We start from the raw sequence: 20068 nt of genomic DNA, 5'->3' as shown, positions 1-20068 counted from the left end.
ACGGTGTTTATGAAAACAACGGTGCTGAATACAGATACAACAACGTCGGATACAGAGCCGACGACGCCGGATAAAGAATAAAACAAATAGCGAAAGACTTTACAGCCGGTATCAAGCCCTATAAATTCAGGCATTCCAAAGGCAAATACACAATACGATATAGCCTGATATCCCCTTCGGCGATAAAAAGAGACAAAGAGACCTGCATATTTTTATATTTGTCTATTTCATCCAAACAAACACAGGGCTCTTTATCTCTTTCTACTGTTATTCTCTGATTTCTCTTGCTTCGAAATCTTTTCTGCGCAAGACGAAACTGTTACTCAAATACTTTTCACGCACAATCTGGTTTTCGGCAAGTTCTTCGGGGGTACCTTGAAACAGAATCTTTCCTTCGAACAGCAGATAGGCACGGTCGGTAATACTCAAGGTTTCCTGCACGTTGTGGTCGGTAATCAGAATACCGATGTTCTTATCTTTCAACTTCCAGACAATGTGCTGAATGTCTTCTACGGCAATCGGGTCGACACCGGCAAAGGGTTCGTCGAGCATGATGAACTTCGGGTCGATGGCCAGACAGCGGGCAATCTCCGTACGACGACGTTCACCTCCGGACAACTGGTCGCCCAGGTTCTTGCGCACCTTCTGCAAGCGGAACTCGGCAATCAGACTCTCCAACTTTTCTTTCTGATACTCTTTCGAGGTATTGGTCAGCTCGAGTACAGAAGCAATATTATCCTCCACACTCATCTTACGGAACACAGACGCCTCTTGCGCCAGATAGCCGATGCCACTCTGCGCACGCTTGTATACCGGATAAGATGTAATATCCAAGTCGTTGAGATAAATATGTCCCTCATTCGGCACAATCAGACCAGTGGTCATATAAAAGGAAGTAGTCTTTCCGGCACCGTTCGGTCCCAACAGCCCTACAATCTCTCCCTGTTTCACATTGATGGAAACGTGGTTTACCACCGTACGCTTACCGTACTTCTTCACCAAATTTTCTGTACGGAGCACCATTCGTCCGTCCGAAGGAAGCTGAAATACTTCGTTTGCTTGTTCTGCCATAAGTTTGCTTGTAGAAATAAACATTCTGTATTTACGGCAAAAGTAGTAAAAATCTTGGGTTATGTGGTCATTCGTCCGAAATTCATCCGGCCTTTTAGGATAATATTGCTAAAAAACGTACTTTTGCAGTAAAATATTCTGTAACAATATGGTTAAACCAATCACTACATTAGGAAAGTATCTAATGTTAATGGGCAGAGTTTTCGCCCGCCCGGAACGGTTTCGGGTCTATTTCAAACAATATGTCAACGAGATGGCACAGCTGGGAATCAACTCCATCGGCATTGTGTTGCTGATTTCTTTCTTTATCGGTGCCGTAATCTGTATTCAAATCAAGCTGAACATCGAGAGCCCGTGGATGCCTCGCTTCGTAGTAGGATATACTACCCGCGAAATCCTGCTGCTGGAATTTTCATCGTCTATCATGTGTTTGATTCTGGCAGGAAAAGTCGGCTCGAACATAGCTTCAGAAATAGGTACCATGCGGGTTACCCAGCAGATTGACGCACTCGACATCATGGGTATCAACTCGGCTTCGTATCTTATCCTGCCCAAGATTCTGGGTCTGATGACTATGATTCCGATACTGGTAATTTTCAGCATTTTTGCCGGAGTAATAGGAGCGTTCTGTACTGCATGGATTGCAGGGATTACGAATGCAACCGATTTGGAATTCGGTTTCCAATATAGTTTCGTGGAGTGGTATGTATGGTGCAGCTTTATCAAATCGCTGTTCTTTGCGTTTATCATTGCCAGCGTATCGGCTTACTTCGGCTATACAGTGGAGGGAGGCTCCATTGCCGTAGGAAAGGCAAGTACAGACTCGGTGGTATCGAGCAGTGTACTGATTTTATTTTCCGACTTAATACTTACTCAATTACTCAGTTAAAAGAATGATACAACTCGAATCAGTTTACAAGTCGTTCGGAGAACGTACCGTACTGAACGACATCAATTATACTTTCGAAAACGGAAAGACCAATCTGATTATCGGACAAAGTGGTTCCGGAAAGACGGTACTGATGAAATGTATCGTGGGACTGCTTACTCCCGAACAGGGTAAGGTGCTGTACGATGGACGTAACTTGCTCGATATGGGAAAGAAGGAAAAGAAAACATTGAGAAGGGAAATGGGAATGATTTTCCAGAGTGCCGCGTTGTTCGACTCGCTTACGGTACTGGAAAATGTGATGTTTCCGCTGGATATGTTTTCGAATGACACCTACCGCGACCGTATAAAACGGGCACAGTTCTGTCTGGACCGTGTCAATTTGCTGGATGCACAGAATAAATACCCTGGCGAAATCAGTGGAGGTATGCAGAAACGTGTGGCAATTGCACGTGCCATTGTGCTGCAGCCGCAATATCTGTTCTGCGACGAGCCTAACTCCGGACTCGACCCGAAGACTTCGCTGGTTATCGACGAACTGATACATGATATCACTACAGAATATAACATGACTACGGTAATCAATACACACGACATGAACTCGGTATTGGGAATCGGCGACAGTATTTTGTATATCTATCAGGGAAAAAAAGAGTGGGAAGGCACAAAGCACGAGGTTTTCTCTGCTACAAACGAACGCCTGAACAACTTTATCTTTGCATCGGATTTGCTGAGAAAGGTAAAAGACGAAGGAATAAAAGAAGAACAATTGGCATCGATGAGAAACGCACTTAAATAGTATAGTGCTACGACATAAAAAAAGGAGATACAAACTGCTGCATCGTTTCTTTGCATAAGCTGTTTGTATCTCCTTTGCTTTTTATTATCTGCCGGTTCTTCTTTTAAAGGTATTCCGGAAGACGGCTGAGTTTCATGCTGTTCGACCCTTTTATCAAAATATAATATCCTTCGGGCTTGTTCTGGCTGAATGCGGCTATCACCTCATCGACCGACGCATAACAGCAGCCTTCGTGACAGGTATTGGCAAATTCATTTCCTACCAATATAATACGTTCTATACCGCACTGCATCAGATAATCTGCTATTTTCTGATGCTCTTCGTGACTGCCTTCTCCCAATTCTTTCATATCGCCCAGCACAACCATCTTGTGTGGTACTTCCATACGTCGGAAATTCTCCAAAGCGGCCATCATACTGGTAGGATTGGCATTGTAGGCATCTACAATAAGTTTGTTGGCAGAGGTTTCTACCAGTTGGGAACGATTGTTCTGTGGAACATACTCTTCGATAGCCCGACATGCCGATTCAGCGTCTACTCCGAAATAGCGCCCAATGGCAATGGCTGCCAAGGCATTGTCCAGATTATAAGTACCAATCAGATGAGTTTGTACTTCGTGTGTTTGGCCATCGGTTGTGCAACAGAAAGCAAGGAAAGGAGAGCAACCGCTTACTTCTCCACTTACATATAGCCCCGGCTCTTGTCCGTAATACACACACTGCAATCCTTCTGTCAGTTTGTTCAGGTAAGGATTTTCATGTTGCACAAACACAGTAGTTCCACCCTTTTCACGCAGGAAATCATAGAGTTCACCTTTAGTACGTATTACCCCTTCGAAAGAGCCGAATCCTTCCAGATGAGCTTTTCCTACATTGGTAATAATTCCATAATCAGGTTCTGCAATATGTACGAGGGTACGGATTTCTCCGGGATGATTGGCTCCCATTTCAACCACTGCAATATCATCTTTCTCTGTCAACTGCAACAGGGTAAGAGGCACACCGATGTGATTGTTCAGATTGCCTTGTGTATAATGCACGGTAAACTTCTGCTTCAAGACTGCAGCAATCAGTTCTTTTGTTGTAGTTTTTCCGTTAGTTCCTGTAATACCTATAATACGTGTTCCTAAACGGCGGCGATGATAGTTGGCCAACTGCTGTAAAGTATGCAGACAGTCGTCTACTAAGATAATATTCGGTTCTGTGGCATATTCAGCCTCATCTACCAAGGCATAACGGCATCCCTGACGCAACGCTTGGGCAGCAAACGCATTACCGTTGAAGGTAGCACCTTTCAATGCTACGAATAAAGAGCCTTCGGTGCAACGGCGTGTATCGGTAGTTACTCCATTACAAGCCTGAAAGCGTGTATATAATTCTGACAGTTCCATATCACTTTTTTTAAGCGTTATTTTCGGGACAAAGATAGTTGAAAAATCGTTCGTAGAACAGTAATAAATAAATAATTGTGTGTACATTTGCATCACTGTTAATGACACATTGTAACATGAAACACCGTATTGCCCGATATATTAATGTAAACGGCAGGCTGATGGACTTATCGTGCCCGCAAGTGATGGGAATTTTAAATGTAACTCCCGATTCATTCTATGCCGGTAGCCGGAAGCAGACCGAAGAAGAAATTGCCGCACGTGCACAGCAGATTCTTGCAGAAGGAGGCAGCATTATCGATATAGGTGCATATTCTTCGCGCCCCAATGCCGAACACATCAGTGCAGAAGAAGAAATGAAGCGGCTTCGGAACGGACTGGAGATTATCGGACGGGAGCATCCCGATGCTGTTCTGTCGGTCGACACATTCCGTGCCGATGTAGCACGCATGTGTGTAGAAGAATACGGAGTAGCCATCGTAAACGACATTGCTGCAGGAAATATGGACAGTGAAATGTTTTCTACCATTGCACGTCTGGGAGTGCCTTATATTATGATGCACATGCAGGGAACTCCCCAAAACATGCAGCAGCATCCGCATTACGAAGATGTATTGCGTGAAGTGTTGTACTATTTTTCTGAAAAGGTACAGCGTCTGCGCGATATGGGAGTGAAAGATATTATCCTCGACCCGGGATTCGGATTTGGTAAAACCATTGAGCATAATTACGAACTCTTGAACAAGATGGAAGAGTTTGCGATATTTGAGCTGCCTCTGCTTGTTGGAGTATCCCGCAAATCGATGATATATAAGCTGTTGGGCATTACTCCCGAAGAGGCACTGAACGGTACGACAGTACTGCATACCATTGCCCTGATGAAGGGAGCCAACATATTGCGTGTACACGATGTGAAAGAAGCGGTAGAGGCAGTACGGCTTACCACTGCCATGAGAGAACAATCATCTGCAAGTTTATAAAAACACGATTCATCTTATGCCTTTCGATATTAATATAATAAGTGTAAAAGATATCATCGACATCTTACTGGTGGCTTTCCTGCTGTATAAGACTTACAAACTGATGAAATCTTCCGGTTCCATCAATGTCTTTATCGGGATTCTGGTATTCATCGTCATTTGGGTCATCGTATCGCAAGTCTTGCAGATGCGTCTGTTAGGGTCTATCTTCGACAAGTTGGTCAGCGTAGGAGTCATTGCACTGATTGTCCTGTTTCAAGACGAGTTGCGTCACTTCCTTCTGACATTAGGTTCACGTCACCGCACCAGCAGCTTTCTTCGCTTCCTGAAAGGCAACCGCAAGGAAAATACACAAAAAGAAGATATCATGCCGATTGTAATGGCATGTCTGAATATGAGCAAAGGAAAAGTAGGTGCTCTGATTGTGATAGAAAAGGAATTTCCACTGGACGACATTGTACGGACAGGAGACCTCATCGATGCCAATATCAACCAACGCCTGATAGAAAATATCTTTTTCAAAAACAGTCCGTTGCATGATGGAGCGATGGTTATCAGCAACAAGCGGATTAAAGCGGCCGGGTGCATTCTTCCCGTATCGCACAATCTGAATATTCCGAAAGAACTGGGATTGCGCCACCGGGCAGCATTAGGTGTCTCTCAGGAGACAGATGCCATGGCTATTATTGTGTCCGAAGAAACCGGAGGTATCTCAATCGCCTACAAAGGAGAATTTTATCTGAAACTGAATGCAGAAGAACTGGAACGCATGCTTACTAATACCGACGAAACATCTGCTTCTTAATTCAGCATCAGACTCATATAAGGAGACTCATTCTTCAGAAGAAAACTTGTCAATTCTGCAATGGTATAGACTGTACAGATTTGAGGAATCTCTGACAAGCGTCGGCATGTTCCTCCTTCAAGCAAATAATACCCTTTGTTCTCCGGAATAGCCTCATCGTTCTCTACATATATACAATGTACTTCATCAGGATGTATTTGTGCATATCGCCTAAGACAAGTTTCAACATGAATCACCCGCGCCATTCCCAAATCCAGTAAAGAAGACGAGGAGGGTTTCACAATTTCGATTGTCTCTTTACCGTATTGCATAGCCAATAAAGCAAGGACTTCATCGGAAGAAACACCGGAATCCAACAGTATTTCTTTTACTTCAAGACTGTGAGAATGGGGTACACAGCAAACCATCCCTACCCATCTGTCTGCATCACGAACCGCCCAGCAGCCTCCTCCGGAAAGGTGTAAATCGGCTAATACTACTTTGAAATCATCTAATGTATGCTGTATACAGCACGAACGCGAAAGCATTCGTTCATTAAAGAATTTATAAACTTCTGCAAAAGAAGAAGATGCAGGGTCTGCCTCACAGACATTCCACAAGGATTTTCCGTTATCAACAGGTTGCATAGACCTGTTAATAACTTTTTTTTCTACTCCGTAACGAAAGCAAACTGCATATCCGGAACGAGCATAATAAGCTTTCAGCCATTCTTCTGCTGGAATCAAAGTACTGAAGCAAATCCCTTCATCGAACATACGACGATGTACCTGCTGCAACAACTTTCGCATACTTCCTTGATTGCGATAATCGGGGTGTGTACAGGCTCCCGAGATATAAGAAACCGGAAGCAATTCTCCACCATATGTCATTGGATAAGGTATTGTCTGCAAGGCAGCTATTACCTTCCCCCCCTCTTCTATCACATGATTGATACGGTCTGTATAACGCATACGGAAATAAAGATCCACAAACTCTTCCGTATCCTCGAAGCAGAGTTTCCAAAGTGCCTTGACTTGTTCCTTGATGCTCATTTTAATTCGGCTATATACTTTTCAAGAAGCGTATCGGGCTGATAAGACAGTTTAGCTTTCCGAAGCCCTTCCAGTCCCAAGTCTTCTTCACGGTTAATATAAATATACTGTTCCGGCAGCCTGCTCACAAACTCATTATTAATCATGGTATACGAACCTTCAATATCAGTATTGGCTTTTTCTACACATACATCGAAGGTTTCATCATTAATTGGAGCTCCGAAGGTAAATGCCACAATATTCCCGTTCACATGTAGTACACCACCGGTCAACTGCAATTCTTCCATAGCAGCCAAAGCAGCCGTCATCGACTTCCTCTCTGCTTGCAGCGCTTCATTCTCTGCACAGTCGTTTGCCTTACACCATTGATTTTCCAGTCGCAGACACTCTGCAACCAACTCAGGAGTCAACGACTTATATTCATAATCCGGATAAGCACTTTTGAATCGGTTGATATGATTACGTTTAGGCTGATATTTTTTCCCTCGCAATGTAGCAAGGTCCGAACGCAGATAAATATAATCAAAATAATCCCGATCGGCAGTAAAGACAAACTTTCCCGGAAAAGCATCTTCCAATTCCGAGCGCATATCAGCACATACCCCTGCCAGCAGGAACCGTTTACCACCGGTCTGCGCATCTTCCATCAAAGCCTCAATAACCGGACGAACATCTCCTTCACCCACCGGCATCATATAAGCACGCTCGTCTTCCATATAAAAACGGAACAGCAGGAAGCCATTCATTTCGGCTATCTGTGTACAATACAGAAAACGCCAGCTATATAAATTGGCAAACGAAAGATCACAGTTCCGGCGCTTGCTTTTCAGTGTATAACGTTGTACTCTTTCTCTGTCTTCGACTTCTATCGGTCTGAACGCAATCATAAAATCTGTTTTAATATAAACCTAACAAATGCAAGATAGTAGGAGTAAGCAAAGCTGTAAGAATTCCGTTCAAGGTCAGTCCCAGACTGGCATAGGCTCCATACTTTCCGCTGACTTCCATGGCACGCGATGTACCCACTGCATGCGAAGCGGTTCCCATCGACAAACCTTGTGCAATAGGACTTCCTACCCGGCCTACCTGTAATACCTTAAATCCGCAAATAGCTCCAAACAGTCCTACTACAATCACCACCGCAGCAGTCAAAGAAGGAATTCCTCCTACTGCATTCGATACCTCCATGGCAATCGGAGTAGTAACCGATTTTGGTGCCAATGACATGATAACCTCAGGCGAAGCTCCCATCACCTTAGCAATGATGGTTACACTAACCAGTCCCACCACACATCCCGCTAATTGAGAAACAATAATCGGGAGCAATTGTTTTTTAATCATACGCAATTGTAAATACAAAGGAACTCCCAATGCCACCACAGCAGGCTTCAGCCAAAACTCAATCAGACCGCCGGCTTCATGATATTTTTCATACGATATATTGCTTACCTTCAAAAAACAAATCAACAAAGCTATCGCTATCAGAATAGGATTCAACAACACCCATCCTGTTTTTTTCTGCAACAATTTGGAAAAGAAGAAGGCTCCAAATGTGATAGCCAGCAGAAAAAACTCATTTTCTAAAAAATCCATACTTACGCACTAACTGATGAACCCAACCTGTAACTACCAACACTAATACGGTACTGACAAAAGTCGCAATGACGATGGGCCAGAACTGTGCTGCAATAATATCGAAATACAACATCAGCGCCACACCGGAAGGAACAAAGAAAAATCCAAGATTAGCGACCAGAAAATCAGACAATCCCTGCACCCAGTGCAGCTTTACCCAGCCCAGTTTGAGGAAAAGAGTCAACAGCAGCATGCCGATAATACTGGACGGCAACTTCACTCCTGTCAGATAAACAATCAATTCGCCCAATGCCAGACATCCGAAAAGAATAAAACATTGACGTATCATACCTTAAAAACTTTATTGAAAACTGATGCAAAGTTATACTTTCATCTACAACCTATTCATAAATGCCCTCATTTTTCCTTTCCAAGTTTTTAAAGAAAGAGATTTAGCATACTTTAATCTCAAATATTTCAGATTTTGCAAACTACATATTGCAAAAATACCTACCTTTGCAAAGTGAAACAAAACTTCATAACGATTTATTCAATAAGCAATAATCTATTTAAAATAAATATTTATGGACTTAATTAGTCAAATCGTAGAACGCGCTAAAGCAAACAAACAGCGCATTGTGCTTCCGGAAGGAACTGAAGAACGTACTTTAAAGGCTGCTAATCAGATTCTGACAGATGGTGTAGCCGACTTGATTCTCTTGGGTAATCCTGATGAAATTATGAACTTGGCCAAAGAATGGGGCTTGGGTAACATTCATAAGGCTACCATTATCGATCCGGAAAATCATCCGAAACAAGAAGAATATGCACAACTGTTGTGCGAGCTTCGCAAGAAAAAAGGAATGACTATCGAAGAAGCACGTAAACTGGTGCTGAACCCATTGTTCCTTGGCTGTTTGATTATCAAAGCAGGCGATGCAGACGGACAGTTGGCCGGTGCACGCAACACTACAGGCGACGTATTACGTCCGGCATTGCAGATTATCAAAACAGCTCCGGGTATCACTTGCGTATCAGGTGCAATGCTGATGCTGACTCACGCTCCTGAATGTGGTGACAACGGTGTATTGGTAATGGGTGACGTAGCCGTGACTCCGGTTCCAGATGCAAGCCAGTTGGCACAGATTGCTGTTTGTACAGCACGTACAGCACAGGCGGTAGCAGGAATTGATCCGCGCGTTGCAATGTTGAGCTTCTCTACAAAAGGTTCTGCAAAACACGAAGTAGTAGACAAAGTAGTGGAAGCATTGAAATTGGCTAAAGAATTAGATCCGGAACTGAAGATCGACGGTGAATTGCAGGCTGATGCTGCTCTCGTTCCAAGAGTTGGCGAAAGCAAAGCACCGGGTTCTCCTATTGCAGGTAAGGCAAACGTATTGGTTGTTCCTTGTCTGGAAGTAGGTAACATCTCTTATAAGCTGGTAGAACGTCTGGGACATGCAACTGCTATCGGTCCTATCTTGCAGGGTATTGCACGTCCGGTAAACGATTTGTCTCGCGGTTGCTCTATCGACGATGTTTACAAAATGATTGCCATTACAGCAAACCAGGCTATCGCTGCCAAAGCTCAGTAACTTATCAATTTTAAAAACCCGTAAAAAACAAATATGAAAGTATTAGTACTCAACTGTGGTAGTTCTTCAATCAAGTACAAACTGTTTGAAATGACCAACAAGGAAGTTCTCGCTCAAGGAGGACTTGAAAAAATCAATCTTCCAGGCTCATTCCTGAAAATTACATTGCCTAACGGAGAGAAGAAAATTCTCGAAAGAGACATCAAGGAACATACAGCCGGTGTACAGTTTATTTTCGAAACACTGACTCACCCTGAATTCGGAGCTGTAAAATCGTTGGAAGAAATTGATGCTGTAGGTCATCGCGTACTGCACGGAGGAACAAAATTCAGTGGTTCCGTACTGATTGATGACGCTGTAATCGCAGCTGTTGAAGAATGCTGTGACCTGGGTCCGCTTCACAACCCAGCCAACTTGAAAGGTATTTATGCTGTAAAAGAGCTGTTGCCTAACATTCCTCAGATTGCCGTATTCGATACTGCATTCCATCAGACTATGCCGGAACATGCTTACATGTACCCGATTCCTTACGAATATTACGAAAAGTACGGTATCCGCCGTTACGGTTTCCACGGAACTTCACACCGCTACGTTGCAAAACGTGTGTGCGAATTCCTGAATATTCCGGTAGAAGGTTCTAAAATCATCACTTGCCACATCGGTAACGGTGGTTCTATCGCAGCTGTAAAAGACGGTAAATGTATTGATACAAGTATGGGACTTACTCCGCTGGAAGGTCTGATGATGGGTACCCGTTGTGGTGACATCGATGGCGGTGCTATCTTATATTTAATGAAAAAAGAAGGTCTGACTCCTGACCAGATGTCTGACATCCTGAACAAGAAAAGTGGTGTATTGGGTATTTTCCGCCGCTCAAGCGACATGCGCGAACTGGAAGATGCTTCAGCAAGAGGTGAAGAACTGGCTAAACGTACAGAAGCAATGTACTTCTACCGCATCACAAAATACATCGGTGCCTATGCAGCAGCAATGGGTGGTGTAGATGTAATTCTGTTCACTGGTGGTGTGGGTGAAAACCAGGCTACTGCCCGCTGGGGAGCTTGCGAAACATTAGGCTTCCTGGGTGTAAAACTGGATCCGGAACGCAACAAAGTACGTAGCAAAGAAGCAATCATTTCTACAGACGACTCTAAGGTAAAAGTTGTAGTTATCCCTACAGACGAAGAGTTGATGATTGCTACAGATACAATGGACATCTTAAACAATCTTAACAAATAAGTAATCTTTTAAGAAAGATTCTTCCTACAAAAATCCGGCTACCCCGTAAGGTATAGCCGGATTTTTTATTTACACTGTGTCTCATCCCTCATTTTCTTTCCCCTGCAAAATAATCAATTAAAATAACTGCATTTGTACTGCCCGCAACAATAAAAATACGTACTTTGCATTATGTTTTAATTTTACTCCAACAACCATCTGTTATGCAAAAACATTTCATTGCCCAATGGGCACTCGGCACAGCCTTACTGTGCAGCCTCATGTCTTGCTCACAAAAAGACATCAGTACCGGAAATCTGAATGTAATTCCTCTCCCACAAGAAGTAACGGAATATACTCAGGATTCTCCTTTCGTCATCGACTCTTCCACCAAAATCTGTTACCCGGCCGATAATGAAAAGCTGCAACGTACAGCACACTTCCTGGCCTCTTACATCAAAGAAATAACCGGAACAGAAGTCGGTCTTACCACACAGAGCGGAAAGAATTGCATTATTTTGTCCGTAGACAGTACAATTCCTCACCAGGACGGATACGAACTTCTTATCAACTCCAGCCAGATACAGGTAAAAGGAGCAACCGAAGCCGGTGTTTTTTACGGCATCCAGACCATCCACAAAGCCCTTCCTATTACTCAGGGAAAAACCTTAGCCTCTCTGCCAGCCGGTATGATAAAAGATTATCCCAACCTGCCTTACCGAGGATTTATGGTAGATGTAGGCAGACATTTTTTCTCTGTCGACTACCTGAAAGAAATCATCGACATGCTGGCATTGCATAATATCAATTATTTTCACTGGCATCTGACCGAAGATCAGGGATGGCGTATTGAAATAAAGAAGTATCCCAAACTTACTGAAGTAGGTTCTGTTCGCAAGGAAACCATCGTAGCACGCAACTCCGACCAATACGACGGCACTCCGGTAAAAGGATTTTATACACAAGAACAGGCACGCGAAATAGTAGCTTACGCAGCCGAACGGTTTATTACCGTCATACCCGAAATTGATATGCCCGGCCATATGCTCGCCGCCCTTGCTTCTTACCCTGAACTGGGATGTACAGGAGGACCATACGAAGTTGCCACCCGCTTTGGAGTATTCGACAAAGTACTGTGCGGAGGAAATGAAAAGACCTTACAGTTTGCCAAAGATGTAATAAACGAAATAATGGATATTTTCCCCGGTCCTTATATCCACATAGGAGGAGATGAATGCCCCAAGAAAGAATGGAAGAAATGCCCGAAGTGCCAGGCAAAAATCAAAGAGTTAGGATTAAAAGACAGTCCCGAACGTACCAAGGAAAACCAGCTCCAGTCCTACTTCATGGCGGAAGTTGAGAAAGAGATCACCGCACGCGGACGTAAGGTACTGGCATGGGACGAAGTACTGGAAGGACACCCTACGGCAAGCACAACTGTCATGGCATGGACAGGAGTCAAAGCCGGCATCCGCTCTGCCCGCGAAGGTCACCAGACAATTGTCTGCCCCATCAGTCACCTCTATTTCAGCAATCCGGGATACAACCAGCTGAAAGGTGTGGAAAGTATCGGAAGAGTATACAACTTCAATCCGTTGTTCGAGGAACTGAATACGGAAGAAAAGGAACGTATTATCGGGGTACAGGCCTGTATCTGGACCGAATGGACCAAAGACAGCACCAAAATGGAATGGCAGATGATGCCGCGCATTGCCGCACTGAGCGAACTGCAATGGAGTAATCCGGACAAGAAGAATTTCGACTTCTTCCTGTCCCGCCTGCCGCATATGCTGGAACTATATACCGCAAAAGGATACCATTACAAAACGGATATTTACGACGTAACACTGGAGGCTTCATCGGCTCAGGAAAACGGAAAATCGACCGTTTCATTAGCCACCTTCGACAAAGTGCCGGTATATTATACAACCGATGGAACTGAGCCTGACAGCACTGCTACCCTGTATACCTCTCCGTTTACTTTAACAGACAGTACTACGGTAGTAAAGGCAAAAGCAATGCGTAAAGGGAAACTGAGTGAAACATTCTCTTTCGATGAAGAAATAAAAGCTGCTTTCAGACAATAAAATTTATTTTCTCAGAAAATCCGGAAAAGATTCTTACTATCTTTTCCGGATTTTTCTTTTTGCTATCATTTAAGACATTAATAATACATTTAGATAGAAATATCCTCTTTTCAATAACACACATTTACAACAAAAATGCTGCTCAAGGAAAATATAAGGTAGGAAAACAAGCCGAAAAACCGCTCTATACATGCTTTATAGCATAAAAACAGGACAAATTCCGGCAATATCTGTGACAAGGATTTTCCCTATACGATACAAGTATCGATAGCTTACGCGACTATTACCGTATGCAAACGCGACTATTCACGCAAGACAACGCTACTAATAATAAGTTTTTGCCCTGTTCGATATACCTATTTTTAGTAATAAATACATTTATTAACTATTTCAATAAATTTCCGAGAGATAAACATTAAAAAACACGTTCTATCATAAAACAACAAATACTATAGAAACGAAAGCATCACATGCATCATTATAACCATTCAGCATACAAAACGAAAGAAAAACAGCTTTACATGCAACATTTCAAGACATACCAACCTTCAATTTTGGCGATATTTCCAAAGACATTTTCCTTTGCTCCCTAAAAACACAGATTTTCCCAGCCTTGATTTGACATTTTGTCAATTTATCAAATGGATATTTTCCCGATTCCTCAAACAGATTCATCATTGAATTCACTACCTTTGTAAAAGAAAAACAGACTAAAGCCGATTCACTGAAAAATACACCTTTCTTATCTTTCAACCCATCCTGCATAATGGAAATAAACAACATCAAGAAGAGCATCAAACGCTATTACCCTGTAAGCGACGAATCCATAGACCTGCTTTGCAGACACTTCAAGCCTCAACATTTTCCTGCAAAACATCTGATTATACAAGGGGGAATCATCGACCGCAATGTATATTTCATAGAAAAAGGATTAACCCGCTCCTATTGTCTGATAGACGGACAGGAACATACTACATGGTTCTCTAAAGAAGGAGACATTACTTTCGGCCTGCTTTGTCTCTATCATAATAAAGCAGGATTCGAATATGTAGAAACCATAGAACCCACTCTCGCCTATTCCATTCCCATACAAGTCTTGAACAAACTGTATCAGACGAACATTGAAATTGCCAATTGGGGAAGAGTAATCCATCAGGAATGCCTGCTTACCATACAGTGCATTCGGATAGACAATCTTACCATGACGGCAAAAGAAAAATATGCTGCACTTCTCCAAACCTTTCCCGACATCTGTTCAAGAGTTAAATTGGGATACATTGCTTCTTTTCTCGGTATATCATTATCCACCTTAAGCAGAATCAGAGCGGAGAAATAAAGTTCTTTCGAATTTTGACTTATGTCAAAATGTATATCTCCCCTTGCTGTTATTTTTGCATCTAAAAAAATGATGAAGGAACAATTGACTACAAAAGACGAGAAGCGCATCATCTGGCTTGATCTCGTAAAATTTATTGCCATCTTTATGATGATAGCAGTCCACTGTACCGACAATGTAACTCCTGCCGAACGTTCGGAGCCTTGGTACAACCTTTGGGGAAGTTTCTACGGTTCATTCATGCGTCCGGCAATTCCTCTGTTTGTAATGGTCACCGGTGCCCTGCTCCTGCCTGTGAAGCAAAACAGCATTACCTTTTACAGCAAACGACTCACCCGAGTGGTGATACCCTTTTTAATCTGGTCAGTCCTTTACAATCTTTTCCCATGGTTTACAGGGCTGCTTGGACTCTCTCCTACTGTCATAAACGACTTCTTCGCTTGGGCAGAGCCGGATCAATCGTTCATGAGATCCCTATACCACATTTTGATGATTCCTTTCAACTTCTCTCCTTTTGCTATCCAGATGTGGTATGTATATCTTCTGATAGGCCTATACCTGTATATGCCTATTTTCTCCGCATGGGTGAAACAGGCGTCTGTAAAAGAGCAAAGATTTTTTCTGATAGTCTGGTTTGTTTCTCTATTTATTCCATATATAAGGGAATATCTCACCAAAGACCTATGGGGAACCTGCTCGTGGAATGAATTTGGACTGCTCTATTATTTTGCCGGTTTCAATGGTTACCTGCTTTTAGGATACTATATCATAAACCATCCGGCCGATTTAAGCTGGAAGAAATTAGCATTTACAGGGATTCCTTCGTTTATCTTAGGATATTGCATCACTTTCTTTGGTTTTAAATCGATAACCGCAACTCCCGGACAACCCGTCGAACTGGTTGAGCTGTTTTTTACATACTGTACCCCTAATGTACTGCTAATGACACTTCCTATCTTCCTGACCGCCAAAAAACTGACAGTCCGGTCACAAAAGGCCAAGCGTTTTTTAATAAACATCTCTACCTGTACATTTGGTATATGGATGTCGCATTATCTGTTTTTAGGTCCGTGCTATATGTTGATAGAATCACTTCCGATACATACCATGCTGAAAATGATTGTCTGTACAATACTGTTATTAACAGTAACATGGGCTTTTGTTCATATTGTCCGGAAATCGGGGAATATAGGAAAATGGATAATGGGATAGCGGAAAAAAAAGAATGGGAAGCAAAGTCGTAATCAGCAAACAAAAACAGGCAACCGGAAGATAAATTCCAATTGCCTGTTTTCGTTTGTTTATAAGAACCGGCTATCGGCGGGGAATATCCACCGATGTTTCTTTACGGCCTTTCAGATGTTCTGAGAAGAAGTCTACCATACGCCAGTAGAAATACTCGTCCATAGTGCCGAATCCATGACGCTGGCCAGGGAGCAGCAACATGTCGAAGCGCTTGTTGGCACGAATCAAGGCATCTACCACACGAATACTGTTGGCAGGGTGTACGTTGTTGTCGATATCACCATGTACCAGCATCAGATGTCCTTTCAACTGTTTTGCAATTTCCGGATTGGTTGCAATCTTATAGACAAAAGTAGTATCTCCTTTTTCACTCACTTGTTCCTTTACACCATGATGTGTTTCACTCCACCAGCGGTTGTAAATACGGTTGTCGTGGTTGCCGGCACACGAAACAGCTGCTTTATAGAAATCGGGATACTGGAAAATAGCTGCAGTAGACATGAATCCTCCTCCCGAATGTCCGTGAATACCTACACGATTAATGTCGATAAACTTATAGCGGGCAGCCAACTGTTCTACCGCAGCCTTGTGGTCTGCCAATGGATAATCGCGCATATTACCGTATCCGTAGTTGTGATACCATTTCGAACGGCTGGGGTGTCCACCACGCTGTCCGACTGAAATTACAATGAAGCCGGCCTGTGCCAGGCGGTCAGTACGTACACTCATACGAGTAAACGGATAGTATACAGCCTCTACCTGCGGCCCCGGATATACATAATCGATAATCGGGTATACCTTGGTAGAATCGAAGTTGAACGGCTTATACATCACTCCATACAAGTCGGTCACTCCATCAGCCGCCTTTACGGTAAACAGTTCGGGGAACTGATAACCTGCTGCTTTCAGTTGCGAGAAGTCGCTTTCCTGAATAGTCATCACCTTTCTTCCGTTACGATCCAGCAAGTCGGCACAAGGCACAGTGTTGACACGTGAATAATTGTCGACGATATAACGTGCTTCATCGTCTACTTCTACTTCATGGAAATAATCGCCTTTGGTAATCTGCTTCAAGCCGGTACCGTCTGCATTTACCCGATACAGATGTTCGTAGTATGGATTTTCCCCTTTCTCACGTCCGTTGGCCAGGAAGTATATTGTGCGCGCCTTTTCGTCTACTTTCACCACCTTTTCTACATGCCACGGACCTTTGGTAATGCGGTTCTTCAAGTTTCCTTTTTCATCGTACAGATACAAGTGCGCCCATCCGTCACGCTCACTCCACTGAATAAACTCTTTTCCCTCATCGAACACATGAATCGGTCGTGTTTCCTGATAGGTATTCATACGTTCCTTTACAATCGGTACAATAGAATCTTGTCCGATAGTATACGTACATACATCAATACGATGCAAATCACGGCTGCCCCGTACCAGATAGAAACGGTTGTTATCGCCCTGCCATACCAGCGATCTAAGCTCCTTGTCGCGCTGCTTCTGTTCGAAAGGTCTGTATTCCATTCCAATGGTCTGGTTCTTCCATGCCGAAACCTTTACCTCCTTACGGGTGTTGTTTGTCATATCGAACACATACAGATGATCTTCGGGAGCTGCCATTTCGCCCGGCATCTGATATTTATAAGTTTCCAGTGTAGGACGTGGAGTAGCAATGGAATTAATCACCCACAATTCTTTTACCGCACGTTCGTCGGTCAGTGTCACTGCAAAGTGTTTGGAATCGGGCGACCAATAGCCTCCCCATATCGCACGACGCTTACCATTGCATAGCGTATCGGTATTCAATGTACTATAGGGAATACCATATCCAAAGTCTTTGACACCGTCTGTAGTAAGCTGGATTTCTACAATGGTACTGTCTTTTTCGTTTTTCTGTGCCTTCCGGTAGTCGGCAATACTCATGCGGTACAAGTTATAGTCTTTGGCATATACCACAGTCTGACCATCAGGAGAAACAGAAGCCCAGTCTTTCTTTTCCGGTTCTTTTTCTTCATCTTTCAGATGTGTCAGCTTACGGGTAGGATAATCGTAAGAGAAATAGAATACCTTTTTCTCTTTCTTTTTATCCTTATTCGTTACCTCTCGGGTAGATACGACATTGAAAGTGAAGGTACGGCCATCTTCTTTAGCTTTCAGATTACGGATAGGAATATGACGTGCTTCAAACGGATCCTGTACGATTTCAGTCAGCTGTGCAGCCAGTTCATCACGGTCGAACAACAATTCTTTACGACCTGCAGCCGGATCTACTACATACCAGAATACACCATCGCTGGTTTTATACTCAAACCAGAAACAATTTCCCTGTTGAAACCAATGAGGATCTACTTTGGTAGAGAAAAGCATGGTTTCAAGTTTGGCTTTGGTAAACTTCTCAGCCTGCAAATATTCAGGAAGACGTTCCTCCCCTACTGCCCCGAATACATTCGGCAGGCAAAAGCCACTGCACAATACAGCAGCCAACAATAACTTCTTCATATTCTCTTATACTTTATTTATGTGATATCATGGCACAAACTTAGATAAAAATATCAGATTATCATGTCCGAAGAACAAGAAAAGCAGTGCAAAACAATACAAAGAAAGAAAAACAATCCCCTTGTGTTTCCCTGTCCGACGAATTCGGGAATACACAAGGGGATTGTCTCTTTTATCTTTCAGAACCAATTATCTTATTCAGAAAAGGAATCTCAATACATCATTGAAATTAGCCCAGATGAGCAAGGCAAACAACAGGAGCATACCTACCATCTGTGCCCGTTCGAGGAATTTATCACTAGGCTTACGACGAGCGATAATCTCGTAAAGCAGGAACAATACATGTCCACCGTCGAGAGCCGGAATAGGCAGAATATTCATAAACGCCAAAATAATGGAAAGGAATGCTGTCATTTCCCAGAAACGCTGCCAATCCCATACTTTCGGGAAGATACTTCCGATGGTTCCAAATCCTCCCACACTCTTTGCCCCTTCGGCTGTGAATACATACTTCATATCATTGACATAGCCTTTCAAAGTATTTACCCCCAAAGCTATACCTGCAGGGAATGAACCGAAGAAACTGTAAGAATGAGTTGTTACTTTATAATCGGCCAATCCGCCTATCGCATCGACCTTGAAATTCTCATTTGTCTGTACTGCAACTGTATCTCTTACACCGGCACGAGAATAAACTAATGAGAAAGAGGCTGTAGTCTGCTGAGCCAACTCTGCTTTCACACGTAAATCCGACATCTCGTTCATGAAATCATTCCAGGAATTCAAAGGAACATCGTTGAACGCAAGCAAAGAGTCTCCTTTCTGAATACCGGCTTTTGCAAAACTTCCTCCTGCAAGCACAGAGTCAACTACATTAGGATGAAGTGTACCCATGAAGAGAGGATCTTCTTTTGCAATATCCAGCAAACTCAGTTCCGGCATTAATATTTTCTTCTCCTGCCCATCGCGTAAAACGGTTACTTCACGTGCTTCTACAATATCACGCAACAAGTCCATGTTGAAACGCTCCAGTTCTTTACCATCGGCACTCTTCAGAATATCCCCATCACGGAAACCAATCTCCTGTGCGTGCTCGTTGAACTTCATTCCATATGTCATATCCTTCAGAGCCACATAAGAGTCTCCCCAAGTATACAAAATCATAGAATAAATGAACAGAGCCAAAAGGAAGTTCATCAACACTCCGCCAATCATCACCAGCAAACGTTGCCATGCCGGCTTAGAACGGAACTCCCACGGCTGGGCGGGTTGTTTCATCTGTTCGGTATCCATAGACTCGTCTATCATACCGGAAATCTTACAGTAACCACCCAAAGGAAGCCATCCTACTCCATATTCTGTATCACTGTTCTTTGGCTTGTACTTGAAAAGTGAAAACCAGGGATCGAAAAAGATATAAAACTTCTCTACCCGTATCTTAAACAGGCGGGCAAAGAAAAAGTGTCCTCCTTCGTGAATGATTACCAACAGCGAAAGGCTGAGAATCAACTGAAGGGCACGAATTAAAAATGTTTCCATTTACTGTTTACT

Annotated in this window: 17 protein-coding genes; 9 read left to right on the top strand and 8 right to left on the bottom strand. The window is 43.1% G+C overall.

From position 1 onward, the window contains the following. Positions 1-267: 267 nt before the first annotated feature. Positions 268-1071 (bottom strand): LPS export ABC transporter ATP-binding protein, encoded by an 804-nt coding sequence (gene lptB, locus O6P32_RS02920; RefSeq protein ID WP_269876708.1) that lies wholly within the window; start codon positions 1069-1071, stop codon positions 268-270. 148 nt (positions 1072-1219) lie between these two features. On the opposite strand from lptB, the gene O6P32_RS02915 reads away from it, so the two are divergent. Then, the gene (locus tag O6P32_RS02915) at positions 1220-1960 is read left to right on the top strand and encodes an MlaE family ABC transporter permease (RefSeq protein ID WP_269876707.1); all 741 of its coding nucleotides are present in this window, start codon (positions 1220-1222) and stop codon (positions 1958-1960) included. A 4-nt stretch (positions 1961-1964) separates the two neighbouring features. Further along, a complete protein-coding gene (locus O6P32_RS02910) occupies positions 1965-2759 on the top strand; it encodes an ABC transporter ATP-binding protein (RefSeq protein ID WP_269876706.1) in 795 nt (264 codons plus the stop codon). 103 nt (positions 2760-2862) lie between these two features. Here the strand turns inward: O6P32_RS02910 and O6P32_RS02905 are convergent, their stop codons facing one another. Then, on the bottom strand, positions 2863-4149 hold the full coding sequence (locus O6P32_RS02905; protein ID WP_269876705.1) for a UDP-N-acetylmuramoyl-tripeptide--D-alanyl-D-alanine ligase: 1287 nt from the start codon (positions 4147-4149) through the stop codon (positions 2863-2865). A gap of 116 nt (positions 4150-4265) precedes the next feature. On the opposite strand from O6P32_RS02905, the gene folP reads away from it, so the two are divergent. Then, positions 4266-5129, top strand: a complete 864-nt coding sequence (folP, locus tag O6P32_RS02900; RefSeq protein WP_269876704.1) for a dihydropteroate synthase — start codon at positions 4266-4268, stop codon at positions 5127-5129. Positions 5130-5145: 16 nt separating this feature from the next. Then, complete coding sequence (gene cdaA / locus O6P32_RS02895; protein ID WP_269876703.1) at positions 5146-5934, top strand: diadenylate cyclase CdaA; 789 nt, start codon at positions 5146-5148, stop codon at positions 5932-5934. On the opposite strand, the gene O6P32_RS02890 is transcribed toward cdaA, so the two are convergent. From O6P32_RS02890 to O6P32_RS02875, 4 genes are read right to left on the bottom strand one after another with little or no spacing between them, the layout of a single operon-like run. Further along, positions 5931-6965 carry a GNAT family N-acetyltransferase gene (locus tag O6P32_RS02890; protein ID WP_269876702.1) on the bottom strand — a complete coding sequence of 345 codons (1035 nt, stop codon included), beginning with the start codon at positions 6963-6965 and terminating at the stop codon, positions 5931-5933. The two genes, cdaA and O6P32_RS02890, sit on opposite strands and share 4 nt — an antisense overlap. Continuing rightward, on the bottom strand, positions 6962-7852 hold the full coding sequence (locus O6P32_RS02885; RefSeq protein WP_269876701.1) for a DUF2156 domain-containing protein: 891 nt from the start codon (positions 7850-7852) through the stop codon (positions 6962-6964). The genes O6P32_RS02890 and O6P32_RS02885 overlap by 4 nt, the downstream gene beginning before the upstream one ends. A 10-nt stretch (positions 7853-7862) precedes the next feature. Beyond that, positions 7863-8558: an LrgB family protein gene (locus O6P32_RS02880; protein ID WP_269876700.1), complete on the bottom strand. Its 696-nt coding sequence runs from the start codon at positions 8556-8558 to the stop codon at positions 7863-7865. Then, positions 8539-8889: a CidA/LrgA family protein gene (locus O6P32_RS02875; RefSeq protein ID WP_269876698.1), complete on the bottom strand. Its 351-nt coding sequence runs from the start codon at positions 8887-8889 to the stop codon at positions 8539-8541. The genes O6P32_RS02880 and O6P32_RS02875 overlap by 20 nt, the downstream gene beginning before the upstream one ends. Before the next feature lie 235 nt (positions 8890-9124). Here O6P32_RS02875 and pta point away from each other — a divergent pair, with 235 nt between their 5' ends. The 5 genes from pta (at position 9125) to O6P32_RS02850 (ending at position 15988) form a co-directional block, all read left to right on the top strand. Continuing rightward, positions 9125-10135: a phosphate acetyltransferase gene (gene pta, locus O6P32_RS02870; RefSeq protein ID WP_269876697.1), complete on the top strand. Its 1011-nt coding sequence runs from the start codon at positions 9125-9127 to the stop codon at positions 10133-10135. 33 nt (positions 10136-10168) lie between these two features. Next, complete coding sequence (locus O6P32_RS02865) at positions 10169-11374, top strand: acetate kinase (RefSeq protein WP_269876696.1); 1206 nt, start codon at positions 10169-10171, stop codon at positions 11372-11374. Positions 11375-11577: 203 nt separating this feature from the next. Continuing rightward, positions 11578-13440: a beta-N-acetylhexosaminidase gene (locus tag O6P32_RS02860; RefSeq protein ID WP_269876695.1), complete on the top strand. Its 1863-nt coding sequence runs from the start codon at positions 11578-11580 to the stop codon at positions 13438-13440. 766 nt (positions 13441-14206) lie between these two features. Further along, a complete protein-coding gene (locus tag O6P32_RS02855; protein ID WP_269876694.1) occupies positions 14207-14776 on the top strand; it encodes a Crp/Fnr family transcriptional regulator in 570 nt (189 codons plus the stop codon). Positions 14777-14845: 69 nt separating this feature from the next. Beyond that, positions 14846-15988: an acyltransferase gene (locus tag O6P32_RS02850; RefSeq protein WP_269876693.1), complete on the top strand. Its 1143-nt coding sequence runs from the start codon at positions 14846-14848 to the stop codon at positions 15986-15988. Between the two features lie 102 nt (positions 15989-16090). Here the strand turns inward: O6P32_RS02850 and O6P32_RS02845 are convergent, their stop codons facing one another. Further along, entirely contained in the window at positions 16091-18517 is a 2427-nt protein-coding gene (locus O6P32_RS02845; RefSeq protein ID WP_269876692.1) for a S9 family peptidase, read from the bottom strand. Positions 18518-18715: 198 nt separating this feature from the next. Next, positions 18716-20056: an RIP metalloprotease RseP gene (gene rseP, locus O6P32_RS02840; protein WP_269876690.1), complete on the bottom strand. Its 1341-nt coding sequence runs from the start codon at positions 20054-20056 to the stop codon at positions 18716-18718. Positions 20057-20068: the final 12 nt, after the last annotated feature.

It is taken from the genome of Phocaeicola acetigenes (genome assembly GCF_027529745.1).
Classification (GTDB): domain Bacteria; phylum Bacteroidota; class Bacteroidia; order Bacteroidales; family Bacteroidaceae; genus Phocaeicola; species Phocaeicola acetigenes.
Note: the sequence above shows the minus strand (reverse complement) of the source record. Positions and strands in the feature narration are given on the sequence as shown.